Source organism: Nocardioides sp. YIM B13467, from assembly GCF_042788075.1.
In the GTDB taxonomy this organism is placed as follows: domain Bacteria; phylum Actinomycetota; class Actinomycetes; order Propionibacteriales; family Nocardioidaceae; genus Nocardioides.
On sequence record NZ_JBHZPJ010000019.1, the window covers coordinates 33,273 to 58,534 of the forward strand.

The following is a 25,262-nucleotide window of genomic DNA, read 5'->3' on the forward strand; positions in this document are numbered from 1 at the left end:
AGACATCGTGCACAGAATCCGTCTGCTGACCGTCCTGTCCGCCGCCACCGTCCTCGCACTGCCCCTGGCCTACGCCGCGCCCAGCCTCGGCGCAGACCGGCGAGCCGCTGCACCCGAACCCGACTACACGATCACGGCCCGCGCCGGTCAGTCCGGACCCGAGATCAGCGACACGATGTACGGCGTCTTCTTCGAGGACATCAACTACGCGGCCGACGGCGGTCTCTACGCCGAGCTCGTGCAGAACCGCTCCTTCGAGTTCCTGCCGACCGACAACCGCTCCTACACCGGGCTGACCGCCTGGACCCCGCGAGGAGAAGGCGGAGGCAACGGCACCGCGACCCCGGTCAACGACGGCTCCCGGCTCAACGAGCGCAACCGCACCTATCTGCAGCTATCCCTGGCCAACACCGCCGGAGGAACGTACGGCGTCTCCAACGGCGGCTGGAACAACGGCGTCGCGCTCGAGGGCGGCAAGAGCTACGACTTCTCGGTCTGGGCACGCTCGGACACCGCCGGCGGTATGCCCCTGACCGTGTCGCTGCGCGACGAGTCCGGCACCACGTCGTACGCCGATCCGGTCCGGCTCCAGGTGAACGGGGACACCTGGAAGAAGTACGCCGGGACCTTCACCGCGAGCGCCAAGACAGACTCCGCACGCCTGTGGTTGCAGGGGGAGGGTGTCGGCACCCTCCGCCTCGACATGGTCTCGCTGATGCCCGAGGACACCTTCATGGGCCGCGAGAACGGACTTCGCAAGGACCTCGCCGAGAAGATCGCGGCGCTCGAGCCGGAGTTCGTCCGCTTCCCGGGCGGCTGTCTCGTCAACACCGGCAGCATGGCCGGCTACGACGCCGCCTCCGGCTGGCAGCGCGCTCGGTCCTACCAGTGGAAGGACACCGTGGGCCCGGTCGAGGAGCGCGCGACGAACGCGAACTTCTGGGGCTACAACCAGTCCTACGGACTGGGCTACTACGAGTACTTCCAGTTCGCCGAGGACGTCGGGGCGATGCCGCTGCCGGTCGTGCCGGCGTTGGTCACCGGCTGCGGCCAGAACCGGGTCACCGACGACGAGGCCCTGCTGCAGCGCTACATCCAGGACACCCTCGACCTCATCGAGTTCGCCAACGGCCCGGTCGACTCCGAGTGGGGCGCCCTGCGCGCGGAGATGGGACACCCAGAGCCGTTCGGGCTCACTCATCTCGGCGTCGGCAACGAGGAGAACCTGCCGGCGGAGTTCTTCGAGCGGTTCGAGAGGTTCCGCGCGGCCATCGAGGCGCGCTATCCGGAGATCACGATCATCAGCAACTCCGGCCCCGACGACCAGGGTGCGCTCTTCGACCAGCACTGGGCACAGAACCGGGCCGCCGGCGTCGACATGGTCGATGAGCACTACTACAACTCCCCGACCTGGTTCCTGCAGAACAACGACCGCTACGACAGCTACGACCGCAACGGGCCGAAGGTCTTCCTCGGCGAGTACGCCTCCCAGGACAACAAGCTCTTCAACGCGCTGTCCGAGGCGGCGTACATGACCGGGCTCGAGCGCAACGCCGACGTCGTGCGGCTTGCGTCGTACGCCCCGCTGCTGGCCAACATCGACCACGTGCAGTGGCGCCCGGACATGATCTGGTTCGACAACGACCAGTCCTGGAGCTCCGCCAACTACGAGGTCCAGAAGCTGTTCATGAACAACGTCGGTGACCGGGTCGTGCCCAGCGAGGCGACCGGCAAGGTGATCGAGCCGAAGCCCATCACCGGCGGCGTCGGCCTCTCCACCTGGGCCACCTCCGCGGCGTACGACGACGTGTCGGTCACCGCACCCGACGGGACCTCCCTGTTCGCCGACGACTTCCAGGACGGGGACGCCGAGGGCTGGAGCCCTCTGGCAAACCGGGGGAGCTGGTCGGTCGTCGACGGCGCCTACACCCAGACGGACGGCGCTGCCCAGGACACCCTGGTCGGGGCTGCGGACATCACCGCGAGCGACTACGACATCAACCTCAAGGCCAAGAAGCTGTCCGGCGCCGAGGGCTTCCTGGTCGCGTTCGGGGTGAAGGACTCCGGCAACTTCTACTGGTGGAACATCGGCGGCTGGAACAACACCCGCACCGTCGTCGAGAAGGCCACCAACGGCGGCAAGGAGACCCTGGTCGCCCGCGAGGGTCACTCGGTGGAGACCGGGCGTACCTACGACGTACGGATCGAGGTCCGCGGCACCCACGTCCGGCTCTTCCTCGACGGCCAGCTCTTCCAGGAGTTCGACGACGACCAGGTCACCGAGCCGTTCGCGCAGGTGGTCACCCGGGACGAGGCGACCGGCGACCTGCTCGTCAAGGTCGTCAACGCCCAGGCCGAGCCGGCGGTCACCCGCATCGACCTCGGCGTCAAGGTCGCCTCCAGGGCGCAGATGACCGTCATCAGCGGCGACCCGGAGGAGCAGAACACCCGTACGGCGCAGCCGATCAAGCCGGTCACCAGCACCATCCGCGGTGTCGACAGCACCTTCACGCGCACGTTCGCGCCGTACTCCGTGTCCTTCATCCGCATCCAGACCCGGTAGGGGAGCATCCATGTCCGATCACCTGAACCACCTCAGCCTCCGGGCCGGCCTCAGCAGGCGACACCTTCTGCAGGCCGGGGTCGGCCTCGGAGCGGCGGCTGCCCTCGCCGGGCAGGTCGCGCCCGCCGCTGCGGCGCCCTCCACGCCGATGCCCAGCGACGCCGAGATCTGGGGAGTGCCGACCCTCAACCCGCTCGTCGAGCGTCGGGCCGACCCGTTCATCACCAGACCCGTCGACGGGATGTACTACCTGACCGGCTCCGTCCCCGAGTACGACCGTCTGGTGATCCGCGGGTCGGCCTCGCTCGCCGGCCTCGCCACCGCGGCGGAGTCGGTGATCTGGCGCCGCCCCGACAGCGGGAAGATGGGCGGCCACATCTGGGCACCGGAGCTGCACCGCATCGACGGCCGCTGGTACGTCTACTTCGCCGCCGGCGACTCCGACGACGTCTTCCGGATCCGGATGTACGTCATGGAGTCGACGCTCGCCGACCCGCGCGACCCCGCGGGCTGGGGCGCACCGCAGCAGATCATCACGCCGTGGCTGAGCTTCGCCCTCGACGCCACGACCTTCGAGCATGCCGGCCGCCGCTACCTGGTCTGGGCGCAGAGCGAGCCCGAGATCGCGGTGAACACCAGCCTCTACATCGCCGAGATGAGCTCCCCGTTCGCGATCAGCACCTTCCCGGCTCGGATCGCGACCCCCACCCGTAGCTGGGAGGTGCAGGGCTTCAAGGTCAACGAGGGGCCTGCCGTGCTGGTCCGCAACGGCCGGGTCTTCATGACGTTCTCGGCAAGTGCCACCGACTCGCGCTACTGCATGGGCCTGCTCACCGCATCGGCGGACGCCGACCTGCTCGACCCGGCGTCGTGGGTCAAGAGCCCCGACCCGGTGTTCACGACGAACGTGCAGACCGGGCAGTACGGCCCGGGCCACAACTCGTTCACGGTCGCCGAGGACGGCGTGACCGACGTTCTCGTCTACCACGCCCGGGACTACCGCGACATCACCGGCGACCCCCTCTACGACCCGAACCGGCACGCTCGCGTGCAGAAGGTGGTGTGGCACACGGACGGCACACCCATGTTCGGGGTCCCGGTCGGGAAGGGCGGACCGATCGTGCGGCTCACCCCGCTGGATGCGCCGGGCTCGTTCGTACGCCACTACGAGTACGCCGTGCGGGTGGACCATGCCCCGAAAGAGCTCGCCGACAGCCAGTTCCGCTTCGTCCCCGGGCTGGCCGGCGACGGCTCGGAGTCGCTGCAGTCGGTCAACTTCCCCGACCGGTATGTCCGGGTCGCCGGCGGCACGGTCCGGATCGACCCGGTCGAGCCCGGCCCGGCGTACGCAGCTGAGGCCAGCTTCCGCCGGATCCCGGTCAAGGGCGGCATCTCGCTGCAGGTGGCCACGGACCGCGGCGACTACCTCCAGCACGACCGCGGTGCGCTCACCGTCGGTGGCACCGCGGGACGGCGCTCCAGCACCTTCACCTTGACCTGAACACCGGTTACCAGATGTCGAGGTTTGGCGACGCTCGACGCAGGATGCGTGCTATCACTTCCGAGTGCGGTCCGGGCGCCCGTGCTGCTGGAGTCCCCCCACTCGGTAGCGAGGGCGTCCAGGACCGCACGCCAGTTTCGCCTGGGCGCGTCCATGGTCAGGCCCGATCCGCCGACACGACCTCGACCGGCTGCTCGGCGTGAGGCCCGGTCCACCAGACGACGGTGGTGACCAAGCCGATCGCGAGCAACGCGGCGGTCATCCAGAACGGATAGGTGCGGTCGATCCCGGAGAGCCACCCGGAGATCAAGCCGAACGGGGCGGCAGCGAGCATCACCGCGGTGCGCTGCAGCGCCATCACTCGTGACCGCTCGGCCTCGTCGACGTGGAAGGCGACGAGCGACTCCGAGAGCATGAACAGCATCCCGGCGCCGAAGCTGTCGAGGAGGAGGCACACCCCGAGAAGCGCGTACGTCACGACGCCGGCGTCACCTTCGGCGGCGGGGATCGCGACGAGCACGAGCTGGCCGGCCAGATAGATGCCGAAGCCCCACAAGGTCGCCTGCTTGAGGTCGTGCCCCGAGGTCAGCCGGCGGATGAGGGTGAAGAGGAAGAGCACCGACAACAGCGAACGCACCATCGGGAAGAACGGCAGCAGCGAGTCGGGCACGTGCAGGTGTTGGTTGACCACGACCTGCCAGAAGGTGGCGTTGACAAGGGTGACAGCCGCGACGAGGGCGGCGATGGCCAGCGCCAGCAGCGAGCCGCGCGAGCGGCCCAGCAGCCTCGCGGCCTCGCGGTAGCCGGTGAAGAGTCGCCAGAGGCTCTCGTGCCGGGTCTGCTCCATCCGGATCCGGCCCTGTCGGGTCTCGTGGGAGGCGGCGTACAACAGGATGATCTTGGCCAGCATCACGACCGCGGCGTTGATGAAGAGCACCCGCACCGCGGGCTCCATGCCGAACTGCGCGACCATGAAGGCGGCGATCGGTGCGAAGAGCGCCGAGCAGTCGGCCGCGACCCGCACGAGTGAGTAGATGCCGGTGATCTGGTCGCGCTCCGCGTCCTCCACCATCAGGCAGTCCCAGGCGTTCGCGGTGACCTGCAGTGCGCCGTTGAGCAGCGACGCGGCCAGGAAAGCCCAGAAGTCCTGAGCGAACGCCCAGATCAGACACGGGATCACGAAGGCGATCACGTCGAAGACCGCGTTCGTCAGCCGACGTCCCATCCGGTCGGTGATGATGCCGCCGGCGAGCCCGAAGAACACCTGGGAGATCATCCCGGCGGTCGCGAGCAGGCCGATCTGTGCGTCATGCAGTCCGAGCGTGAGCATGAAGACGGAGAGGTACGGCAGCACCAGCGCCATCGACAGGCCCCACATCGGCTCGGTCCACACGCATGCGCGTGGGTTGCCACGGAGGTGGATCAGGGTGTGCCAGAGGGAGCCGGGGGAGGATGCCACCGGGACAGTGAACCAGGGGTGACATCAAGGGCGGAAACGCTTTAGTCGGGCTCCTGCGACGTCTGATTGCCGCCAGAAGTGGCGGGCCGACAGCGGTTGAATGGTTAATGAAGCAACCAATTCGAACGATGGGAAGCACATGAAAGTCGCCCTTGTCACCGGAGCCAGCCGCGGTATCGGCGAGGCCACGGCACGCCAGCTGGCCCAGAGCGGCAGCCACGTCATCCTGACCGCCCGCCGTCCCGAGACTCTCGAGGCCGAAGTCGAACGGCTCAACCGCGACGGTCACTCGGTCTCGCCACTCCAGCTGGACGTCACCGACCGCGACAGCGTGCAGCGCGCTGCTGACCATGTCGCCGCGACGTACGGGCACCTCGACGTGCTGGTCAACAACGCCGGGATCCTTCCGGAGGTCGCCAACCCGGACCCAGCCGAGGTCGTCGACCTCGAGATGTTCCGCACCACCTTCGAGACCAACCTGATCGGCGCGGTCGCTGTCCTGGAGGCGTTCCTGCCGCTGATCCGCAAGAGCGAGGACGGGCGGATCGTGAACGTGACGAGCACGATGGGGTCACTGGCCGATCAGACCAACCCGGAATCTCCCTACTACGGCACGGTCGTGCCCGCCTACCAGTCGTCCAAGGCCGCGCTGAACAACGTGACCATCGCGCTGGCGAAGGCGCTCGCCGAGACCCCCATCAAGGTGACCTCGGTGTGCCCCGGATTCGTGCAGACCGACCTGACCCCGATCAGTCGGGACAACGCACCCACGACGGCGGACCAGGCCGCCGAGGTGGTCGTTCGCGCGGCGACCCTCCCCGACGACGCCCCGTCAGGGACGTTCGTCGACGTCAACGGACCGGTGCCGTGGTGAGTCCCGTGTGAGCGGCCTCGTCAGCCGGCCGCGATCTCCGCGAGGAGGTCGGCGGCCGGGGCGGGGTGGACGAGCCAGCCGAGGTGGCTCGACTTCAGAGTGTGGACGGCGTACGGGTTGTCCGGGGTGAGGGCGTCGCCCTCGCGGATCAGCCGGTCCTGCATCGCCGTCGGCATGCTGACGTCCTCGCTGAGGCGTACGAAGGCACGGGGCACCGTTCCCCACGTCGATGCCTGGGCGCGGTCCTCGGGGCCGCCGGCGTCGAGGTTCTCGTCGGGCTGGAAGGTGTTGAGGAACGTACGGAACTCGTCTTCGGTGCCGTCGGCCATGAAGGCGTGCTTGAGACCGGCGAGGACCTCGGGGGAGGCGGTGCGGAAGTTGCAGCGCAGCAGGCCGACGTCGGCGGGGTTCGCGGCGGCCGCGCCGATCAGCACGGAGGCGTCGAAGGAGGCCATCTCCGGCTCGGCGTTGTGCGCAACCGCATCCAGCTCCACCGGGGCCCAGGCCGAGACGTAGACCATCGAGTCGATCAGGTCCGGGCGGGCGTTGGCGGTCGCGGTCAGGGTGATCCCGCCGCGGCTGTGCGCGACGACGATGACCGGGCCGTGCTCCTTGGCACGGGTCAGCGCCGAGACGAGACGAGCCACGTTGTCGGCGAGGGTCACGCCCTTGATCCCGCCCGGGGCCGAAGCGAGCTCGGCGAGGTCCTGGGGCGCCTGGTAGGCCGCCGGGAACGTCGCCTCGAAGCCGTGGCCGGGGAGGTCGACCGCGAGCGAGCGGAACCCGCGCAGCGCCAGCTCGGCCTGCAGCGGTGCGAACGAGAACGAGTTGGCGAAGGCACCGTGGACGAGGACGAAGGTCGGGTCGGGGGAAGGCATGGCGAGACCCTAGCGCCAGCCCAGCGAGAGGTGCCGGTCAATTATCGAACGGCACCGACCGCGGTGCCTCGCCCATCGGCGTACCGCCGTAGACGACCGAGCCGTCGGCCCGCTGATAGGTCAGCCACGGCTCGGTCTTCGTGAATCCCACACCCGGCTTGCTGTAGTCGCACACCCCTTCAGGGAACGCCGCCTCCAACCGGGCCCACTGCGCATCGCTGAGGCCGAAGGCGCCGTAGTCGTCGGTGCGACGCAGCGGCTTGAGCTGGCACTTGGCGTTGTCGGAGTAGTTGTTGTCGCCGGCCACGATCCGCGGCGTCGCGAAGTCGGTCTTGACCAGGTCGCTGACCGGTCCGAGCCCGCACACCACGTCCGAGACCGGGTCGACGACGAGGTTGAGCGCAGGGTCCAGGACCGGGTTGAGGGCGCCGTTCAGGCCGTCGAGCGCGCCACCCGTCAGGTCGTCGACGAGCGGGTCCGCGACCGGCAGGAACAGGCCGTCCTCGCTGGAGATGCCCTGGGTCTGGGTGCACCGGTCGTGCAGGTCGCCGGGGCGGTCCTGGACCACCTTGTCCGCCAGCGGCACGTCGCGCTCGTCCGCCTCCACCGAGGCCAGCCAGCGGTCCATCGCGAGCAGCGCCTCCTTGGAGTAGCTCGGGTCGCCGATGAGAGGTGTCACGCCGTACCAGATCACCTGGTTGTCGGCGTGCCCCTGCTCCCGGGTCAGCCGGTCGCGCATCGCCCAGGCCCAACGCGCGTCGTGCGCGACGCCCGGGTCCGGTCCGCGATGGTCGATGATCGCCACGTCGGACAGGTTGCTGGCGGTGTTGACCATCCCGCTGCGGTAGGCGTTGGTGAGCGCCGTCGGGTCCGCGACCGAGCGTTGTGCCCGCGGCTGCACGTCGATGTCGAGCCCGCCGATCTTCTCGTTGACGTCGACGAACTGCTCCGGGGTGATCGCCCCGGAGCGCAGCGCCTCGAGGCCGTACTGCACGCCGGTGTTGTCCAGCGGCGAGCCCGCGAAGCCGCGCCCGATCTGCTTCTCCTGGGACGTCCACACGCTCTCCGGCCGCGGGCCGAAGACGTTGATCGCGCCGTCGATGATCGAGCAGCGTACGCCGCCGGGGTTGGTCTTCGCGTCGTAGCGCTCCTGGTCGCTGACGCCGGCGCAGGGGTGCGTCGGCATGACCGCCTGCTTGAACAGGCCCTCGTCGGCGGTGACCGCGTTGAGCGGCAGCAGGTGGCCCTCGACCGCCGCCCACTGCAGCGGGTTCCAGAACTTGCCGTCGGTGAGGCGCTCGGAGCTCTCGAAGTATTTGCGGAGCAGGTGGTAGTCGGAGAACTGCAGGCCCGGCGAGAGCGAGTCGGGGTAGGAACAGGTCACGACCAGGCCCTGGTAGATCCCGGGGTAGGCGTTCGCGATCGTCTGCTGGGCGATCGAGCCGCCGGAGCAGCCGCTGCCGATCGTGTAGCGCAGGTCGCCGTACGTCTCGACGAGATGCTCCTTGGCCATCATCAGCGACTCGGCCGCGCTCGTCACGTTGCAGTTGTGGCCGGTGTTGGCCAGCGCGGTGGAGAGCATCGCGAAGCCGCGGCCGAGGGCGACGGTCGGGCTGTCACCGAGGGCGTCCGCGACGACCGGGATGCCGAGGTCGAAGGTGCCGGCGTAGTCGGCGGTCGGCGCGGTCCCGGTCTCGTGGTCCACCCCGCAGCTGCCGCCGTGGGGGATGAACAGCTTGTTGTTCCACTGCTGCTGCGGGCGCCAGCGCTGCCACGGCTTGCCCGGCTGCCAGAGCAGGGCGATCCGGTACTGGTCGCGGTTCTGGTAGCCGGTCTCCACACGTACGACGAACGGCACCGTGACGCCCTCGTCGGTGGTCGTGGTGGCGATGTCGCGAGGCGGGTTCTCGGGGTCGTAGGGCTGGAGGCCGTCGAGCAGCGGGTTGGTGGACCGGTAGACCCAGCTGATCGTCGGCCCCTGGTTGCACTGCTCGTCCGTCGCGGTCGGCTGGCAGCGCCACGGCTGCAGCTGGGGTCCGGAGAAGATCGGCCCGCCGCGTGGGTGGTTGGTGATCGTGAGCCAGGCGCCACGACCGTCGGGCAGGCGTGCGGTCAGCTCGTTGGTCCCGACCCGCAGACCGCGTACGACGCCCTCGATCTCGCCGTTGGGCCGCTCGGCGAAGGCCGCGGTGACGTCGCGGTCGCCGGTCAGGCCCACCGTCAGGTCGTCGGCGTCGGCGTCCTCCGGCAGGGTGATCCGCACCAGCGCGTTGCCGTCGGAGACCAGGTCGGCCCGGTTGGAGAGCGTCTCCAGGGCGACGTCCCCGGCCTCCGCCGCCGGAGACGCCGACGCCGGCATCGCGCCGAGCAGGCCGGCGACGAGGGCGGACACCGTCGCGATCGAGAGGGGCAGGGCGCGAGCGGGCATGGCATGCCTTTCCGAGAGCTGCGCACGTCCCTCGAGCGGACGGTCGCCGTGACAGGAGAATGCCCCCTGCCACGGCGACCGTCAAGGAAGCCTCAGCCTGCGACAGCCTCCCCGCGGGCGACCATGCCGGCCTCGTCGGAGAGCTTGACCTCCTTGAGGAACAGCGCGAGCGCGAGACCGAGGAGGATCAGCGGCACGAGATACCAGAACGCCGGTGCGAGCGCCTCGGTGAAGGCATCGACGACCCAGGTGTGGAGCGGCTCGGGCAGCTGCTCGACAGCGGCCGGGGTGAGGCTCCCACCGGAGAACCCGGCAGCGTCGGCGGGCATCATCCCCGAGGAGGCCATCTTCTCGGCCAGGCCTCCGAAGTTGTCGGACAGTCGCGTGGTGAACACGGTCGTGAACAGCGCCGTACCGACGGTCGCACCGATCTCGCGGAAGAAGTTGTTCGCCGAGGTCGCGGTGCCGAGCTCGTGCGGGTCCACGGCGTTCTGGACGGCGAGCACGATGGTCTGCATGACCAGGCCCATCCCGGCGCCGAGCACGAAGATCATCAGCCCGAAGACGACCATCGACATGTCGCCGGTGATCGTGGTCAACCAGGCGATCCCGGCCGCGGTGATGAGCAGACCGGCGATCGGGAAGATCTTGTAGCGACCCGTCTTGGAGATCGCGATGCCCGAGCCGATCGCGGTCAGCATCAGGCCGGCCATCATCGGCAGCATCAGCAGCCCGGAGCTGGTGATCGAGGCGCCGGTCGACATCTGCAGGAACGTCGGCAGCATCGCCATCGCCGAGAACATGCCCATCCCGAGCACCAGACCGATCAGCGTGGTCACCGTGAAAGTGGGGTTCTTGAAGAGGCGCAGCGGGATCAGCGGCTCGGGCGCGAGGGTCTCGGTGACGATGAAGGCGGCCACCGAGGCCAGGGTGCCGACGAGCACGCCGAGCAGCTGCGGCGAGGACCAGTCGTAGCCGTCCTGGCCGAGTGACTCCCACGAGGTCAGCAGCACGATGCCGCAGGTGGAGAGCACCATGAACATGATCCCCAGCCAGTCGACCGGGCGTCCGGAGCGGTGCGAGGGCAGCCGCAGGGCGAACCAGGCCACGGCCAGCGCGATGATGCCGACCGGTACGTTGATCCAGAAGGTCCAGCGCCAGCCCGGGCCGTCGGTGAGCCAGCCACCGAGAAGCGGCCCGATGACCGCGGAGATGCCGAACAGCGCGCCCATCGGGCCCATGTACTTGCCGCGTTCGGAGGCCGGCACGATGTCGGCGATGATCGCCTGGGACAGGATCATCAGCCCGCCACCGCCGAGCCCCTGGAGACCGCGGGCGGCGACCAGCTCGGGGAAGGTCTGCGCCATCCCGCCGAAGAGCGAGCCGAGGGTGAACAGGGCGACGGCGACCAGGAACGGCCAGCGGCGACCCCAGAGGTCACCGAACTTCCCGTACAGCGGCATCACGATCGCGATCGCCATGATGTAGGAGGTGATCACCCACCCCTGGTGCTCGACCCCGTCGAGCTCCCCGACGATCGTCGGCATCGCCGTGCTCACGATCGTCTGGTCGAGGGAGGAGAGGAACATCGAGGCCATCAGGGCGCCGAAGATCAGCCAGATCGTACGCGGCGTCAGCACGACCAAGGGCTTGTCGGGCGCGTCGGGCGCGACCGTTTGACTCATGGGTTGGACCTTCCAGGCAGGAGTTGAACAGGCATGGGTTGAAGAGGTGGAGACACACGGGTCCCGTGTGACATGAGAAGTCCCGAGAGCTGCGGCTAGTCGTCGAGGAGCAGGCGGAGCTGGGCGACGGCCTCGGGCAGATGCGCCGCCGCATCGCCCTCGTAGCCCGATCGCGCCCACGCGAGCGCGCTCGATCGCATCAGCAGCCCGGCGACCATCCCGATCGTGTCGTCGTCGACAGGGGAGGGCCGTGCCGTGCGTCGCTCGGCGAGCAGCTGCTCGAGCTCGCCGATGACGCGCTGGTGCCAGGCGATGTGTCGCTGGACGAGGCGGGGTTCGGAGATCATCAGCCGCATCGCCCGCTCGCCCTGCTCGATGTTGGGAGCGGCGTTCGTGAGAAAGCCGGCGACCAGCGCCTCCAGGTCGGTCATCAGCCGCCCCGACGGCCCGCCGGAGACGAACTCCGCCCTCACGTCGGCGTCCAGGTCGATCTCCTGGATGCCGAGGACAGCGTCGTCCTTGGAGTCGAAGTAGTTGAAGAATGTACGCGTCGACAATCCCGCCGCCGAGCTGATCTCCTCCACGGTGACGTCATCGAGACCACGCTCGCCGACCAGTCGCTGAGCGGCCTCGATCAGCGCCAGCCGACGCTCCCGCTTCTGACGCTCGCGGGCGTTCGGAGGCGGGGCAGACGTGGACACGGGACTATTCTTGCAGTGAGTGCAAGTTGCAGTCAATGCAAGAATAGTGTGTTGGGAGTTACACCGAAGGGGCTCAGGCCCCCGCGGCCGCCTGGTGTAGCGCGCGAATCTCCTCGACCAGCTCGGGGACGGGGCCGACGACCTCGACGGCGGGCGCGACCTCCTGGATCGGCAGCGCTCGTACCGGCGACTCCCCGGCGCCCCAGCCGGCCCGCCACTGCGTCAGCTGCTCGGAGGAGGCGATGTAGACGATCCGCCCGACCCCTGACCAGCCGTGGGCTGCCGAGCACATCGGGCAGTGCTCGCCGGAGGTGTAGATCGTCGCCCCGGCCCGGGTCGCCGGGTCGAGGTGAATCGCCGCCCAGCGCGCGAGCTCGATCTCCGGGTGAGCGGTCGGGTCGCCGGTCGAGTGCTCCCGGTTGCGTCCCTCCTGAAGTGCGTTGCCGGCGCTGTCGGCCAGAACGGACCCGAACGGGCCGTCGCCATCCGCCAGCGCCTCGGCCGCAAGCTCCAGGCAACGTCGCAGGTGGGTCATGTCAGTCTCGGTGAGATCGGTGGTCACCGTTCCAGTCTGCTGTCCCCGGCGACGTACGTCGCTTCATTTCGCGACGGTCAGCCGGCCTCGATCACCGCGCAGGCGATCCGGTCGCCGGCGTCACCGGTCTTGGTGGTGTCCTCGTCCGGGCCCTCGGGGGCGTACCGCTCCGGGACGTTGGCGTAGTTGTCCCGGCCGGCGTGGATCATCACCGCACTGCCGTCTGCGTCCCGGAGGTCGTCGAGCGTGAAGGGGCCGGTGAACTCCAGGCTGGCGGTGCCGTCCTCGTTCACCAGGAGCGCCGGCAGGTCGCCGAGGTGCTCGCCGTGGGCGCTGTCGTCGGGGTTGAGGTGGCCACCCGCGGAGAGGAAGTCGCCGGTCTTCGACGGGTCGTCCGGGGCAGCGCTGTCGGCCTCGCACTTGCCGGTCGTGTGCACGTGGAAGCCGTGGTAGCCGGCCGACAGGCCGCTCACCCGGACGTTGATCTGGGTGGCACCGTCGTCCTCCTCGATCTCGACGGTGCCGACGTTCTTCCCGTCGGGATCGGCGAACTTCGCGCTCACCTCGTTGCGATCGTCCGGGTCGGCATCTGCCCCCTCCCCGCAGGCGGAGAGGGTCAGCAGGCCACAGGCTGCAAGAGCAGCAGCCGTAGCGCGACGGGACATGGGATACCTCCACGAGAACGGGATCCGGTCATTCCCACCGTACGCCGGGGGAGCTGCTTGCCGCGTGAGGGATCAGCAGCCGTCGCGGAGCAAGCCGGGCTGGCGTCCGACGGAGACCTCGATGAACTCGATCTTCGCGTCGCGGGTGTTGCCGGAGAGCAGGAAGCCGATCCAGCGGTCGCCGTCCTTGACGACCCAGGTCGTCTGGCCGTAGTCGTTGGTCTGCTGGGCGCCGGTCCCGTAGATGTCCTTGAGGACCATCAGGGAGTCGCCGATCGTGACGCCGCGAGCCGTCTCCAGGACGGGCTTGCTCATCCCGAACGAGACGATCTCGCCCTGCTGGTCGTAGGTGACGTCGACGCCGTCGCCGACCTGGTCGGCCCACCTCCAGTGCTTGCCCTCGCAGGCCTTCTCGCGCGCGGTGTCGCGGGTCATCCAGCCCTGCTGCACGAGCGAACGTACGTTGCCCTCGGCCTTGATCCTCCCGAAGGCTCCAGGAGCCAGCGGGCCGCCCCAGTCGAGCTTCGGCGTCGGCTCGGCCGCGACCGGGACCTCTGAGGGGGCCGGTGTCGGCGTGGGAGTCGCGGGCGGCTCGGATGACGGAGCTGAGGACGGGGCTGAGGACGGAGTGGACGGGGCCGAAGAGGGGGCTGCCGAGGGCGAGCCCGCCGACGGGGTCGGGTCGCTCCCGCACCCGGCGAGGCCGAGCAGACCGACAACGGCGGTCGCCGCGAGCGCGGCACGGAGCTGGATGCGGGATGTGGACATGGGTGGACTCCTCGTCGGTCGTACGCCCCGAGCGGGCGTCCTGCCGATCTAGACGGTCCACGGCCCGTCCCGGTTGCACCCGGGACGGGCCGGTTCTCGACGCCTAGGCCGAGACCATGTCCGGAACGGTACGAGCGGCCCGCCCGGTCCGCAGGAAGAGCAGCGCGACGGCGGAGATCGCGACCACGACGGCAGCGCCGACGTACAGGTTGACCGGCGTCCACGAGGCGTCGAGCAGGCGCCCGGCGAGCATCGGCGACAGGATCGCCCCGATGCGGCCGATGCCGATCGCCCAGCCCATACCGGTGCTGCGGATCTCGGTGCCGTAGACGGCCGGGGTGATCGTGTAGAGGCCGGCGATGCAGCCGTTGATGAGCGCCCCGACGAGCACGCCGATGATCAGCGCGACGGTGAGCAGGGCCGTGCTGGTGATGAAGACGACCATCGTCAGCGCCGAGAGCACCGTGAAGCCGATCAGGACCAGGCGGCTGTCCAGCCGGGAGGCGACGAGGCCGTAGAGGACCGAGCCGGCGGTGCCGCCCAGCGCCAGCATCATGCCGGCGGTGACCGCGTCGGCCTCGGACATCCCCGAGGTCACCAGTAGCTGCGGGGTCCAGCTGTTGACGAAGTAGAAGCCGAACATCGTGGCCAGGAACGCCACCCAGATGAGCAGGGTCGAGCGGCGCAGGTCAGCGCTCAGCAGTACGCCGGGGTTGCCGCTGCGGTGGCGGGTCGTCGGCCGCGGCGCGGCCTCCAGCGCGTCCGAGGTGATCGCTGGCTGCCCGAGCCGCCCGAAGATCCGGTTGATCCGCTCCACGGCCTGCCGCGGCCGGCGCTGGACCAGGAAGTCGACCGACTCGGGCAGCAGCACCACCAGGAGAATCAGCGCGATCCCGGTCGCGACGCCGCCGGCGACGAAGACACTGCGCCAGCCGAGGTCGGCGAGCATGCCGCGCGCGGCCACGCCGCCCAGGGTGGCGCCGATGCCGTACCCCGCCGTGTAGAGGCCGATCGCCAGACCGCGCCAGCGGGCCGAGGCGTACTCGCTCGCGATGACGTTGGTGCTGGCCAGGATGCCGCCGACCCCGAGCCCGGTGACGACGCGGGCGAGGCCGAGCAGGAGGGCAGACGGGGCGACCGCGGAGAGCAGCATGCCGAGGGTCGCCAGGCCGACGCTGATCAGGATCAGCGGCCGGCGTCCGATGACGTCGGCGACCGGAGCCAGCGCCAGCGAGCCGACCGCCATGCCGACGAGCCCGGCGCTCAGCAGCACGCCGAGCTCCGAGCCGCTCAGCGCGAACTCCTCGGTCAGCGAGGAGGCGGTGAAGGCCATCGCCATCACGTCGAATCCGTCCAGACAGTTCAGCAGGACGCAGAGGGCGACGACCATCCACTGGTAGGGAGTCATCGCGGCGGCGTCGATGCGCGCACGAAGGTTCATCTCGGGTCTCTTTCGGGGTGGGGGTTCACGGAAGATGCAGGGTCACGGCGGCCGGTTCGGCCGAGGCCTCGCCGGTGTCGCCGGGTTCGCCGCGGGCGGCGCGAGCGACGCAGAGGCACAAGGACGCGTACGTCTCCTTCTGCTGCTGGCTCAGGAACACGTCTCGGTGGTCGATCCGGCCGCTGACGTCGAGCACCTTGACCTGGCAGATCCCGCACTCGCCCTTGCGGCAGTCCCACATCACGTCGACGCCGGCGTCCTCGAGCGCGTCGAGCATCGAGCTGTCCCTGCCGACGCGGACCGAGCGGTCGAGCTGGGGGAGGTGCACGACGAAGTCCTCCGCCGCCCAGGCGCCGCTGCTGCCGAACGTCTCGAACCGCAGGTTGGGCTCGGGCAGCTCATGGGCCGCCCAGGCGCGGCGGATCGCGTCCATCAGCCGGATCGGCCCGCACATGTACATCTCGGTCCGCGTCGGGGCGGCCGAGGCGGCGATCTCGCCGACCAGCGCCTCCACGTCGAGGCGTACGTCCTCGTCGTCGACGAACACGCGCACGCGATCGCCGTGCACCTCGACGAGCTCGTCGAGGTGGGCCATGACCGCACGCCGCCGGCCGGCCAGGACGAGCGTGTAGTCGGCACCGCGGCGGCGCAGGGTGTCGGCCATCGCCACCAGCGCGGTGACGCCGATGCCACCGGCGACCAGGACGTAGCGGTCGGCGCCCACCCCGAGCGGGAAGCTCTGGACCGGACCGGTCATCTCGACCACGTCCCCCACGCGGAGGCCGTGCATGTGGCGGGACCCGCCGCGAGAGCTCGCGGCCAGCTGCACCCCGAGGGTGAGCCGGCGGCCGCCGTCCTCGGAGCGTACGACCGAGTAGGACCGCTTGCGGACGTGTCCGTCGAGCTCGAGCCGGAGGTCGACGTGGGTGCCGGGCGCGGCGTGGACGGGGCGGTCGGGGCAGAGCACGATGCGGCGTACGCCCTCGGCGAGGTCATCGGTCTCGACCACACGGCCCCGCTGCCACCAGGTCTGGGTGTTCACTGCCATGGCGGCCGCCTCACTTCGCAGCCGCGGCGGCGGGGAGACCCTCCGCCTGCAGCATGCGGTCCAGGATCCGGCGTACCCACATCCCGCCGGCGTCGATGTTGAGGCTGTAGAACTCGTGGTCCGGGTTGGCGTCGATCGCGCGCTGCTGGGCGGCCAGCATCTCTTCGTCCTCGCCGAAGACGCCGTGGACGCCTTGGCGCAGCTGGGTCGTGATCGTCTGGCTCTCCAGGCGGTAGTTGCGCATGAAGGCCCAGAAGTAGTGCGACGTGCGCGCGGTCTCGGGGGTGATCGTGTTCATCACGAAGCCGTTGACGCCCTGGCTGCGGTCGCCCTCGGGGGCGCCGGTGCCGGCCTTGGCGACGCCGACGTCGATGCGGATCGTCGAGGGGGCCTCGAAGTGGATGATCTGCCAGCGGTCGACCTTCCCGCTGAAGCCGGGGAACCGGTCGCGCATGTTCTTGAGCCAGAACGGGGGCGCGTCGATGTCGCGCATCCAGCGGGTCACGGTCACGCCGCGGTCGGTGTGGCTCACCTCGAACTCGGCCTCGGAGAGCTCGTCCTGCCCGATGCTCGAGCTGTGCACGAACTCCTCGTGGGTGAGGTCCATCAGGTTGTCGAGCACCAGCTGGTAGTTGCAGGGCGCGTAGATCGTCTCGCCGTCGCCGGCCCACTCCGGGGAGTCCATCTGGCGCATGTCGGGCACAGCGTCGGGGTCGGCGAGGTCGGGATCGCCCACCCAGACCCACACGTAGCGATAGCGCTCGACGACCGGGTAGGACGGGACGATCGCGCTCGGGTTGATCGTCTCCTGCGCGGGCATGCTCGTGCAGCGGCCGGCCGAGTTGTAGCGCAGCCCGTGGTAGGGGCACTGGATCTCGTCGCCGAGCACCTTGCCCTTCGACAGCGGCGCCAGCCGGTGCCAGCAGGCGTCGGCCAAGGCGACGGCACGACCGTCGCTGTTGCGCCACAGCGCGAGTGGGCGGTCGGCGATGGTGCGGGCGAGCGGCTGCTTCGCGGTCACCTCGTGGTCCCAGGCTGCGACGTACCAGGCGTTGCGGGGGAAGTTGAAGATCTTGCTGGCGGCGGTGACCGGAGGCGAATCCAGGATGGTCATGTGGAAACTCCCTATGGAGATAGGTGTTGTGCTCGTCACAAACTACCTATCTCTATAGTTAGTGGCAAGAGGCGGGTACGCTCGCGCCACGATCACTGCGTGAAGAGGGGGTCACGATGTCGCTGAGGTTCGCGCTGCTCGCGCTGCTCACCTCACGCCCGATGACCGGCTACGACGTCTCCAAGCAGTTCAGCCAGTCGGTGGCCCACGTCTGGCACGCTCCCGACTCGCAAATCTACCCGGAGCTGAACCGGATGGAGCGCGACGGCCTGCTCGAGTCCGCGGTCGTGCCGTGGGGCAAGAAGGGCACCAAAAAGGAGTACGCCGTCACCGAGGCCGGGGTGAAGGCCTTCCGGGAGTGGATGGACTCGCCCATCGAGATCCGCCGGCAGCGGGAGCCCGCCTACCTCAAGGCGGCCTACCTGGAGTGGGCCGAACCCGGCGCCGCGCGCGCCGAGCTGGAGCAGTTCCGCGACCACTGGACCGAGCACCTGGCGATGCTCGAGGCCACCCGTGCCACGCTCGTCGACCGCAGCCACCCCACGCTGGCCCGGCGGCTCGAGCACTACGACGCGAGCCAGTGGGACCGGATCGTGCGCTACAAGGTCTTCGCCTACGACGGCCTGATCGACCAGGCGCGTGCCGCGGTCGCCTGGGCCGAGCGCGGCCTCGTGCTCGTCGACGAGCTGGAGGGCTCCACCGTCGACTGAGCCGGTGTGGTCATGCCGGCAGGCGTACGTGGAACCGGCAGCCGGTCGCCGCCGGAAGGTTCTCCACCCAGACCCTGCCGCGGTGCGCGTCGACGAGACCCTTGACGATGGCGAGACCGAACCCGGCGCCCTGCGCGCCCGCGTCCTCGGGTGCGGTCGGGGTGCGCGCGGAGCTGCCCTGCCAGCCGAGGTCGAAGACCCGCTCCATGTCGCCCGGATCCAGGCCGCCACAGCCGTCGCTGACGCTGAGGTCGACGCTGCGTACGTCTCCAGGGGCCATCTGGCAATGCACCTCCACGGTGCCGTCGGCGGGGGTGTGCCGGATGGCGTTCATCAGCAGGTTGGAGACGACGCGGGACAGGCTGGCCGGGTCTGCGGTGATCTCGAGGCCGTCCTCGACCTGGCCACCGAGCCGGACCCGCCGCTCCCGGGCGACCGGGTCGGCCCCGGCCAGCGCCTCGCTGACCAGGTCGCCGAGCAGGACCGGCTCCGGTGTCAGGGTGAGGGCACCGGCCTGGATCCGGGAGAGCTCGAAGAGGTCGTCCACGAGCCGGGCCAGGCGCTCGACCTCGACGCGGATGCGCTGGTGGTAGCGGTGGGGATCGGCGGCGATCCCGTCCTCGAGCGCCTCGGCCATCGCCCGGAGCCCCGAGAGCGGCGTACGCAGGTCGTGGGCCACCCAGGAGACCAGCTCGCGTCGGGACTCCTCGAGCCGGGCCTCCCGCGCACTCGCCTCCTCGAGCCGCCGCTGGGTCTCGGCGAGCTCGGCCGACAGCGACCGGAGCTCTCGCGGTCCGCTCTCCGCGGGCTGCTGATGACCTCCGAGCGCCATCTGCCGGGCCTGCTGCTGGACCGCGCCCGACCAGCGCACCATCGCGGAGCCGATGACGAACGCCACCAGGATCGCCACCACCACGGCGATCGAGGTGACCACGGTGATGACCTGCAGGTCGTGGCCGGAGAGGAACATGAGCCAGGCGATCCCGAGTACGCCACCGAAGACCGTCAGCACCGCGACGGCGGCGACCAGGGTGAGCTGCCAGCGGATCGACCAACGGCGCGTCAGCCAGGCGACCAGGAGCCCGGCCAGACCGACGGCCAGACCGGCGCCCGCGGCGACGAGGGCGATCTGGACCGCATCGGCGGTCTTCACGCGCCGCCCACTTCCGCGGTCTCCCAGCGGTAGCCGACGCCCCAGACCGTCACCAGCCGCTCCGGCCGGGTCGGGTCGGACTCGATCTTCTCCCGCAGCCGGCGTACGTGGACCGTGACCGTCGAGCGGTCGCCGATCGTCCATCCCCAGACGTGCTCGAGCAGGTCCTCCCGGGTGAAGGCCTTGCCGGGATGGGCGATCAGGTAGCGGAGCAGGTCGAACTCCCGGGTGGTCAAGGACAGCTCCGCCCCGGCGTTGGTCGCCACCCGCCGGTCGGCGTCGACCACCAGGGTGCCGTCGGAGACGACGCCGCCCTCGCCGGAGTGGCCGGTGCGCTTGAGCACCGAGTCGACGCGCAGCACCAGCTCCCGCGGGCTGAACGGCTTGCCGACGTAGTCGTCGGCACCGAGCTCGAGACCCATGATCCGGTCGGCCTCGCTGCCGAGCGCGGTGAGCATGATGATCGGCACCTCGCTCGTCTGCCGCAGACGACGGCACACCTCCAGGCCGTCGATGCCGGGCAGCATCAGGTCGAGGATGACGATGTCGGCGGGCCGGTCGCTCATCGCACGCAGCGCCTGCTCGCCATCGCCGGCCTCGACGACGTCGTGCGAGCCCGCGCGCAGGTAGGAGGCCAGCACCTCGCGAACGGTGAGGTCGTCGTCGACCACGAGCACACGTGCCATGGGCCCTACTCCTCCTCGACGTTCGCCTGGGCGGGCTGTCGTGAGCGTAGTTCGCCGAGCGCGACGGCGACACCGGCACACACGCACAGGGCGGCGAAGGCCAGCAGACCCTGGGTGTAGTCGCGGTCCAGCAGCGTCGGGTTGTCCGGCTTCGCGCCGAACCGGCCGAGGACCGGGATCGCGACCAGAGCCGCCGGTCCCAGGATCACGAGCACCGTCACCGCGCCCCGGGCGACAGCCCGGGGCAGCAGCCGGCCACCGACCCATCCGAGACCGAGCACCACCGGCGCCAGGATCCCGTCGTGGATCACCACCGCCGCCGCCAGCCAGACGGCGACCTCGACGATCTGGCCGAGGTCCTGCCGGCTCACCAGCAGCCAGGCGCCGTACGCCATCCCGACCGCCCCGAGCACGATCAGCGCTCCCCGGATTCCTCTCATCAGAGCACCTCGATCCGGGAGACCCACTTGGTCTGCATGACCCCGGGACGGTCGGGCGCGATCAGGCGGACCGGGTAGCCGTGGTCCATCGAGAGCGTCTCTCCGTCGAGCATCAGGGCCATCAGGGTCCGGTCGTCGTCGGCGAAGTTCGGCGGAAGCACGGTGTCGGCGGAGGCGCTGAACGTCTGGATCGACCGGACCCGCACCTCGCGCCCACGCGGGGCGCCGACCAGGTCGAGCAGGTCGCGGAGGCGTACGCCGCCCCACTCGCCCGAGGCGCTCCAGCCCTCGACGCAGGCGATCGGGAGGGTGTGGGTGCGCTGCTCCATGGCGACCAGGTCGTCGCGCGTCAGCGACCGGGTCATGGTGCCGTGGACGAGCTCGAGCCGGTAGGCAGCGCTGCTCGCCTCGGCCACCACGCCGGCCGAGTGGGCCGTCCGGTTGATCGGGATGCCGTGTTTCCGCGACCGCGGGGACAGGACCGCGATGCGGCCGACGCCGGGAACGGTGCCGGCCGCGTAGAGCACGGCGGCGGCGACGGCGGAGGTGCCGGCCAGGGTCAGCACGCCGCGCCGGCTGACAGGCCCGGGCCGGACCGCGTTCGGCCGGTCGTGGGAGGTGTCGTCGACGTCGCCCTTCAGGGCGTCGCGTACGACCGGCAGCTTCACCGCGATGTGCACCAGCAGCGCTCCGACGGCGACGAAGGCGAGCGCGTAGTGGGTGCTGCGGAAGCTGAACCCCCAGGGATACCACTGCGCGACGTTGAGCAGGCCGGTGGTGAGCTGGGCCAGGGAGGTGCTGACCAGAACGGCGATCGAGCCTCGCTCCAGCGCCGTCGGCAGTGCCTCGCGGACCTGCCGCGGCAGCGGCTGGAAGAGCTTGGGGAAGACAACCCAGAGCTTGACCAGCAGCAGCGGGATCGCGGCGGTGCCGGCGACGACGTGCAGACCCTGGGTGAGCTGGTAGAGCCGCGACGGGCTGGTCGGAAGTGGCACCGGCTGATGGTCGAGCTGGGCGTAGTGGCTGATCAGGCCGGTCACGAGCGCGACCAGGAAGCAGATCCCGAGCCAGAGTCCGACCCGCGCGGCGACCGCGGCGCTCCGCAGGCGTGAGGTGAACGAGTCCTCCGAGGGGATTCTCATGCGGCGTCCTCCACGAGTACGGCGACCCAGCGGTCGCCGGCGAGGGTGAACGGGGCGGGGGCTGACCCGCGGGACTGTGCTCGGCGGTGCGGCAGCGGCTCGAGCCGCCTCACCGCGAGCCCGACCTCGACCGCGATCGACCTGATCGCGTCGGCCCCGACGACCGCCCAGGGGAACTTCGAGGAGCCACCGCACTGGCAGACCAGCTCCGCGAGCAGTGGGCCGCTGGGCGTCCCGGGCGGGTGCACCTCGGCGACCACTCGGCCGCCCGGCACGAGCAGCCGGCGTACGCGGGCGAGGAGGGCGAGCGGGTCCCCGCCGATCCCGACGTTGCCGTCGGCGAGGAGAGCGGTCGTCCACCAGCCCTCACCGGGCAACGGGTCGAAGAGGTCTCGACAGATCGCGCGGCCACCGCGAGCCTCGGTCTGGGCAACGGCCTCCGGGACGATGTCGACGCCGAGGGATGGCAGCCCGCGGGCGGCCAGCGCGGCGGTCATCCTCCCGGGGCCGCAGCCGAGGTCGACCGTCGGTCCGGCGCAGTAGGAGAGCAGGGCGAGGTCCGCAGCGTCGGCGGTGCGGGTCCAGTCCTCGACCGGAAGTCGCGAGGCCATGCCATCGACGCTCACCACTCGGCACTGCTCGCTGGCGAAGGCATGCGCGAACGCCGACTCGGCCGTCACGGCGGTCATCGGGCGACCCGCGCGATCTCGGCCGCGATCTTCGCGAACCTGGTCCCGGGGGCGGCTGCGACGACGGGCGCGATGTCGGCGAGGTGGTCGACGTCGCGCAGCTGCTCCCCGGCGGCGACCCGGAGGCCGAGTGCTTCGAGGGCGGAGCGGGTGGCTGCGTACGTCTGGGGGGTGGACATGGGCACGTCGCGCAGCGCGGTGGCCGCCGATGGGTCGCGGAGCGCCAGGGCCCACCAGCCGCCGTCCTCGGCCGGAGCGAGCACGGCATCGGCCGCGTCCAGGCCGTCGGCCACGGCCAGGAGGCGGGCCGGGGTCACCTGCGGGGTGTCCATGCCGATCTGCACCACCGGTCCGGTGACCTCGGCGTGGGCGTTCGCGAGCCGCTCGCCGAGCCCGCTCCCGCGCTGCGGGGCGATGGTCCACCCGGTGAGCGCGGTCCTGATCTCGTCGGCCCGGACCCCGTCGGCGAGGTCGCCGGAGAGGGTGAGCCGGCACCGGTCCGTTCCCACCGCGATTGTGCACGCCTCGATCGTGTCGAGCAGCGCGGCCGCGGCGACAGCGGTGGCGGTCGCCTCCCCGACGCCGGCCGCGAGCCGGGTCTTCACCAGGCCGGGCACCGGTGCCTTGGCGACGAGGAGGAGCGTCGGCGCCGTCACGAGAGCACCCGCCAGAAGTCGTACGCCGCCCGCAGGCTGCCCCGCACGGAGCCGGAGACCTTCGATCGGGTCCCGGCGGTCCGGGGGTGGTAGTCGACGTCGATCTCGTGGACCCGCCAGCCGGCGCGGGCCGCGCGGTCGAGGAGCTCGACCGGATAGCCCGAGCGCCGGTCCTCCACGCCGAGCTCGAGCAGCGCCTCTCGTCGGGCCGCGCGCAGCGGGGCGATGTCACGCACCTGCAGGCCGGTGCTACGCCGAAGCGCCCGCAGGACCAGCCGGTTGCCGACCTTGGCGTGCCACGGCTGGGCGCTGCGAGTCACCGGCCTACGGCAGCCCAGCGCCAGGTCGGCCTCATCACGCCTGACCGCCTCGACCAGAGGCAGAGCGGCCGCGGGATCGAAGGAGCCGTCGCCGTCCATCACCACGACATAGGGCGCGGTGGCGGCCAGCAGGCCGGCGTGCACCGCCGCCCCGTATCCCGGCCGCGACTCGGACACCACCCGCGCCCCCTGCGCGCGGGCGACGTCGGCGGTGCCGTCGGTCGAGCCGTTGTCGACGACGATCACGGAGAGTCCCGCCGGCACCCGCGGCAGCAGCTCACGCAGAGCCGCGGCCTCGTCGCGGCAGGGCAGCACAAGGTCTATGTCTGGGCTGGTCTCTGGGCTGGTCTCGGCCATGCGATCGACTCTAGGAACGCGCCACCGCCGATGGGGGCCGCAGATCTTACGGTCCGGTGACGGGGCCCGTGCGCCGGCGGCCATCGAGCCGTCGCGGACCTACGCTCGCAGTCGTGAACTCCTCAGCTCACCGCGCCGCCATGGTGGGGCTCGTTGTCACGGTCCTCCTCATCGTGACGGCCGTCGTCGTGCCGCCCCTGTTCGACTGGCAGGTGTGGCCGCGGGTGCACCTCGACGACGGCACGTTCCCTCCGCTCCACGGATATCCGCAGGTCAAGGTAGGTATCGGAACGGCCCCCGCGGTCCTGCTCGCGGTCGCGTCGCTGCGCTGGGCCGACCCGATGGCGAGGCGGCTGCCCTGGCGCCGCCTGCTCCTGGTCGCGTACGCCGCGGGGCTAGTGTGGCTGCTCGCACTGGCGCTGGTGGACGGCCCCGAGGGCATCTCGCGGGTGCTGGGGAACCCGACCGAGTACCTCGAGACGGCCAGGGCGGTCGACGACGTCCCGGGGCTGCTGCGGGCGTACGTCTCCCGGATCCCCTACGACGCCCCGGAAGGGAACTGGCCGGTGCACATCGCCGGCCACCCGCCCGGGATGGTGCTCTTCTTCGTGCTCCTGGTGAAGGTCGGTCTCGGTGGAGACCTCGCCGCGGGCCTGGTCGTCACGGTGATCGCCGCGACCTTGCCACTGGCGGTCATGACGACGGTCCGTGCCCTGGGTGCCGAGGATGCGGCCCGGGCGGCTGCGCCGTACCTGGTCCTGTCTCCGAGCGCGGTGTTCCTGGCGGTCTCGGCCGATGCGGTGATGGCGGTCGCGGTCGCCTGGGGGATGTGCTGCCTGGCCCTCGCCTGCCGGGCCGGGGCCGGTCGGGGCTGGCCGTGGGCGGTCCTCGCCGGTCTGCTCCTGGGCTACGTCGTGATGATGTCGTACGGACTCCCGCTCACCGGCGTGCTCGCCCTTGCGGTGCTCTGGCTCGGAAGAGGCTGGTGGGTGCTGCCGGTCGCGGCGGCGTCGGCGCTCGCGGTGGTCCTCACCTTCGCCGCCGGCGGCTTCGCCTGGTGGGAGGCGTATCCCGTGCTGGTCGATCGCTATTGGGACGGGCTGGCGCACCAGCGGCCGGGCGCCTACTGGACCTGGGGGAACCTGGCGGCGCTCGCGATCAGCGCCGGGCCGCTCGTCGGCGCCGGGCTCGGTGCCACCTGGGCCGCCCGTCGTGAACAGGCCGACCGGGTGGTCGTCGTCCTGGTCGCGGCCGCGGTGATCATGGTCGGTCTCGCCGACGCCTCCCAGATGAGCCGGGCGGAGGTGGAACGGATCTGGCTGCCGTTCATGCCCTGGCTCACCCTCGGCTGCGCCCTCCTGCCCGAGCGCTGGCGACGGCCCGGCCTGGCCCTGCAGCTCCTCACCGCGCTGCTCGTCCAGCACCTGCTCTACACGAGCTGGTGATCCC

Annotated in this window: 23 protein-coding genes; 5 read left to right on the plus strand and 18 right to left on the minus strand. The window is 70.5% G+C overall.

What is annotated here, in order from left to right:
• Positions 1 to 7: 7 nt before the first annotated feature.
• Together ACFX43_RS04675 and ACFX43_RS04680 are read left to right on the plus strand one after the other, a co-directional pair.
• Positions 8 to 2,563, plus strand: a complete 2,556-nt coding sequence (locus ACFX43_RS04675) for an alpha-L-arabinofuranosidase C-terminal domain-containing protein (RefSeq protein ID WP_378817626.1) — start codon at positions 8 to 10, stop codon at positions 2,561 to 2,563.
• A 10-nt stretch (positions 2,564 to 2,573) separates the two neighbouring features.
• Positions 2,574 to 4,064 carry a family 43 glycosylhydrolase gene (locus tag ACFX43_RS04680; protein ID WP_378817629.1) on the plus strand — a complete coding sequence of 497 codons (1,491 nt, stop codon included), beginning with the start codon at positions 2,574 to 2,576 and terminating at the stop codon, positions 4,062 to 4,064.
• A 157-nt stretch (positions 4,065 to 4,221) separates the two neighbouring features.
• Here the strand turns inward: ACFX43_RS04680 and ACFX43_RS04685 are convergent, their stop codons facing one another.
• A complete protein-coding gene (locus ACFX43_RS04685) occupies positions 4,222 to 5,523 on the minus strand; it encodes an MFS transporter (protein WP_378817632.1) in 1,302 nt (433 codons plus the stop codon).
• A gap of 139 nt (positions 5,524 to 5,662) precedes the next feature.
• Between ACFX43_RS04685 and ACFX43_RS04690 the strand changes: the two genes are divergently transcribed.
• On the plus strand, positions 5,663 to 6,397 hold the full coding sequence (locus tag ACFX43_RS04690; RefSeq protein ID WP_378817635.1) for an SDR family oxidoreductase: 735 nt from the start codon (positions 5,663 to 5,665) through the stop codon (positions 6,395 to 6,397).
• 20 nt (positions 6,398 to 6,417) lie between these two features.
• On the opposite strand, the gene ACFX43_RS04695 is transcribed toward ACFX43_RS04690, so the two are convergent.
• The 10 genes from ACFX43_RS04695 to ACFX43_RS04740 all read right to left on the minus strand — a co-directional run bounded on the left by ACFX43_RS04695 (position 6,418) and on the right by ACFX43_RS04740 (position 17,660).
• The gene (locus ACFX43_RS04695) at positions 6,418 to 7,275 is read right to left on the minus strand and encodes an alpha/beta fold hydrolase (protein WP_378817637.1); all 858 of its coding nucleotides are present in this window, start codon (positions 7,273 to 7,275) and stop codon (positions 6,418 to 6,420) included.
• A 37-nt stretch (positions 7,276 to 7,312) separates the two neighbouring features.
• Positions 7,313 to 9,703 (minus strand): DUF6351 family protein, encoded by a 2,391-nt coding sequence (locus ACFX43_RS04700; RefSeq protein ID WP_378817640.1) that lies wholly within the window; start codon positions 9,701 to 9,703, stop codon positions 7,313 to 7,315.
• Between the two features lie 92 nt (positions 9,704 to 9,795).
• On the minus strand, positions 9,796 to 11,388 hold the full coding sequence (locus ACFX43_RS04705; RefSeq protein WP_378817643.1) for an MDR family MFS transporter: 1,593 nt from the start codon (positions 11,386 to 11,388) through the stop codon (positions 9,796 to 9,798).
• A 95-nt stretch (positions 11,389 to 11,483) separates the two neighbouring features.
• A complete protein-coding gene (locus ACFX43_RS04710; RefSeq protein WP_378817646.1) occupies positions 11,484 to 12,089 on the minus strand; it encodes a TetR/AcrR family transcriptional regulator in 606 nt (201 codons plus the stop codon).
• A gap of 73 nt (positions 12,090 to 12,162) precedes the next feature.
• Positions 12,163 to 12,651 carry a nucleoside deaminase gene (locus ACFX43_RS04715; protein WP_378817649.1) on the minus strand — a complete coding sequence of 163 codons (489 nt, stop codon included), beginning with the start codon at positions 12,649 to 12,651 and terminating at the stop codon, positions 12,163 to 12,165.
• Positions 12,652 to 12,701: 50 nt separating this feature from the next.
• Positions 12,702 to 13,289, minus strand: a complete 588-nt coding sequence (locus ACFX43_RS04720; protein ID WP_378817652.1) for a superoxide dismutase family protein — start codon at positions 13,287 to 13,289, stop codon at positions 12,702 to 12,704.
• A gap of 72 nt (positions 13,290 to 13,361) precedes the next feature.
• Positions 13,362 to 14,057: a hypothetical protein gene (locus ACFX43_RS04725; RefSeq protein ID WP_378817655.1), complete on the minus strand. Its 696-nt coding sequence runs from the start codon at positions 14,055 to 14,057 to the stop codon at positions 13,362 to 13,364.
• Positions 14,058 to 14,160: 103 nt separating this feature from the next.
• Positions 14,161 to 15,498, minus strand: a complete 1,338-nt coding sequence (locus tag ACFX43_RS04730) for an MFS transporter (protein WP_378817658.1) — start codon at positions 15,496 to 15,498, stop codon at positions 14,161 to 14,163.
• 25 nt (positions 15,499 to 15,523) lie between these two features.
• Complete coding sequence (locus ACFX43_RS04735) at positions 15,524 to 16,546, minus strand: PDR/VanB family oxidoreductase (RefSeq protein ID WP_378817660.1); 1,023 nt, start codon at positions 16,544 to 16,546, stop codon at positions 15,524 to 15,526.
• A gap of 10 nt (positions 16,547 to 16,556) precedes the next feature.
• The gene (locus tag ACFX43_RS04740; protein WP_378817663.1) at positions 16,557 to 17,660 is read right to left on the minus strand and encodes a Rieske 2Fe-2S domain-containing protein; all 1,104 of its coding nucleotides are present in this window, start codon (positions 17,658 to 17,660) and stop codon (positions 16,557 to 16,559) included.
• Positions 17,661 to 17,776: 116 nt separating this feature from the next.
• Between ACFX43_RS04740 and ACFX43_RS04745 the strand changes: the two genes are divergently transcribed.
• The gene (locus tag ACFX43_RS04745) at positions 17,777 to 18,370 is read left to right on the plus strand and encodes a PadR family transcriptional regulator (RefSeq protein WP_378817666.1); all 594 of its coding nucleotides are present in this window, start codon (positions 17,777 to 17,779) and stop codon (positions 18,368 to 18,370) included.
• 10 nt (positions 18,371 to 18,380) lie between these two features.
• Here the strand turns inward: ACFX43_RS04745 and ACFX43_RS04750 are convergent, their stop codons facing one another.
• The 7 genes from ACFX43_RS04750 to ACFX43_RS04780 are packed head-to-tail and all read right to left on the minus strand — an operon-like array spanning position 18,381 to position 23,813.
• Complete coding sequence (locus tag ACFX43_RS04750) at positions 18,381 to 19,523, minus strand: sensor histidine kinase (RefSeq protein WP_378817667.1); 1,143 nt, start codon at positions 19,521 to 19,523, stop codon at positions 18,381 to 18,383.
• Complete coding sequence (locus ACFX43_RS04755) at positions 19,520 to 20,209, minus strand: response regulator transcription factor (protein ID WP_378817669.1); 690 nt, start codon at positions 20,207 to 20,209, stop codon at positions 19,520 to 19,522. The genes ACFX43_RS04750 and ACFX43_RS04755 overlap by 4 nt, the downstream gene beginning before the upstream one ends.
• A gap of 5 nt (positions 20,210 to 20,214) precedes the next feature.
• On the minus strand, positions 20,215 to 20,649 hold the full coding sequence (locus tag ACFX43_RS04760; RefSeq protein ID WP_378817671.1) for a hypothetical protein: 435 nt from the start codon (positions 20,647 to 20,649) through the stop codon (positions 20,215 to 20,217).
• Positions 20,649 to 21,791 carry a molybdopterin-dependent oxidoreductase gene (locus ACFX43_RS04765; protein ID WP_378817674.1) on the minus strand — a complete coding sequence of 381 codons (1,143 nt, stop codon included), beginning with the start codon at positions 21,789 to 21,791 and terminating at the stop codon, positions 20,649 to 20,651. Before ACFX43_RS04765 ends, ACFX43_RS04760 begins: the two co-directional genes overlap by 1 nt.
• Positions 21,788 to 22,480: a methyltransferase domain-containing protein gene (locus ACFX43_RS04770; protein ID WP_378817677.1), complete on the minus strand. Its 693-nt coding sequence runs from the start codon at positions 22,478 to 22,480 to the stop codon at positions 21,788 to 21,790. Before ACFX43_RS04770 ends, ACFX43_RS04765 begins: the two co-directional genes overlap by 4 nt.
• Positions 22,477 to 23,136 (minus strand): DUF2064 domain-containing protein, encoded by a 660-nt coding sequence (locus ACFX43_RS04775; RefSeq protein WP_378817679.1) that lies wholly within the window; start codon positions 23,134 to 23,136, stop codon positions 22,477 to 22,479. Before ACFX43_RS04775 ends, ACFX43_RS04770 begins: the two co-directional genes overlap by 4 nt.
• Complete coding sequence (locus ACFX43_RS04780) at positions 23,133 to 23,813, minus strand: glycosyltransferase family 2 protein (RefSeq protein ID WP_378817681.1); 681 nt, start codon at positions 23,811 to 23,813, stop codon at positions 23,133 to 23,135. Before ACFX43_RS04780 ends, ACFX43_RS04775 begins: the two co-directional genes overlap by 4 nt.
• 113 nt (positions 23,814 to 23,926) lie before the next feature.
• On the opposite strand from ACFX43_RS04780, the gene ACFX43_RS04785 reads away from it, so the two are divergent.
• Positions 23,927 to 25,258 carry a hypothetical protein gene (locus tag ACFX43_RS04785; protein ID WP_378817684.1) on the plus strand — a complete coding sequence of 444 codons (1,332 nt, stop codon included), beginning with the start codon at positions 23,927 to 23,929 and terminating at the stop codon, positions 25,256 to 25,258.
• Positions 25,259 to 25,262 lie beyond the last annotated feature (4 nt).

Excerpts from the sequence above, each read along its gene's own strand:
- ACFX43_RS04680 (WP_378817629.1), top strand. The coding sequence starts at position 2,574 with ATGTCCGATCACCTGAACCACCTCAGCCTCCGGGCCGGCCTCAGCAGG.
- ACFX43_RS04760 (WP_378817671.1), bottom strand. The coding sequence starts at position 20,649 with ATGAGAGGAATCCGGGGAGCGCTGATCGTGCTCGGGGCGGTCGGGATG.
- ACFX43_RS04730 (WP_378817658.1), bottom strand. The coding sequence starts at position 15,498 with ATGAACCTTCGTGCGCGCATCGACGCCGCCGCGATGACTCCCTACCAG.
- ACFX43_RS04770 (WP_378817677.1), bottom strand. The coding sequence starts at position 22,480 with ATGACCGCCGTGACGGCCGAGTCGGCGTTCGCGCATGCCTTCGCCAGC.
- ACFX43_RS04700 (WP_378817640.1), bottom strand. The coding sequence starts at position 9,703 with ATGCCCGCTCGCGCCCTGCCCCTCTCGATCGCGACGGTGTCCGCCCTC.
- ACFX43_RS04745 (WP_378817666.1), top strand. The coding sequence starts at position 17,777 with ATGTCGCTGAGGTTCGCGCTGCTCGCGCTGCTCACCTCACGCCCGATG.
- ACFX43_RS04695 (WP_378817637.1), bottom strand. The coding sequence starts at position 7,275 with ATGCCTTCCCCCGACCCGACCTTCGTCCTCGTCCACGGTGCCTTCGCC.
- ACFX43_RS04740 (WP_378817663.1), bottom strand. The coding sequence starts at position 17,660 with ATGACCATCCTGGATTCGCCTCCGGTCACCGCCGCCAGCAAGATCTTC.
- ACFX43_RS04765 (WP_378817674.1), bottom strand. The coding sequence starts at position 21,791 with ATGAGAATCCCCTCGGAGGACTCGTTCACCTCACGCCTGCGGAGCGCC.
- ACFX43_RS04735 (WP_378817660.1), bottom strand. The coding sequence starts at position 16,546 with ATGGCAGTGAACACCCAGACCTGGTGGCAGCGGGGCCGTGTGGTCGAG.
- ACFX43_RS04690 (WP_378817635.1), top strand. The coding sequence starts at position 5,663 with ATGAAAGTCGCCCTTGTCACCGGAGCCAGCCGCGGTATCGGCGAGGCC.
- ACFX43_RS04755 (WP_378817669.1), bottom strand. The coding sequence starts at position 20,209 with ATGGCACGTGTGCTCGTGGTCGACGACGACCTCACCGTTCGCGAGGTG.
- ACFX43_RS04780 (WP_378817681.1), bottom strand. The coding sequence starts at position 23,813 with ATGGCCGAGACCAGCCCAGAGACCAGCCCAGACATAGACCTTGTGCTG.
- ACFX43_RS04705 (WP_378817643.1), bottom strand. The coding sequence starts at position 11,388 with ATGAGTCAAACGGTCGCGCCCGACGCGCCCGACAAGCCCTTGGTCGTG.
- ACFX43_RS04725 (WP_378817655.1), bottom strand. The coding sequence starts at position 14,057 with ATGTCCACATCCCGCATCCAGCTCCGTGCCGCGCTCGCGGCGACCGCC.
- ACFX43_RS04720 (WP_378817652.1), bottom strand. The coding sequence starts at position 13,289 with ATGTCCCGTCGCGCTACGGCTGCTGCTCTTGCAGCCTGTGGCCTGCTG.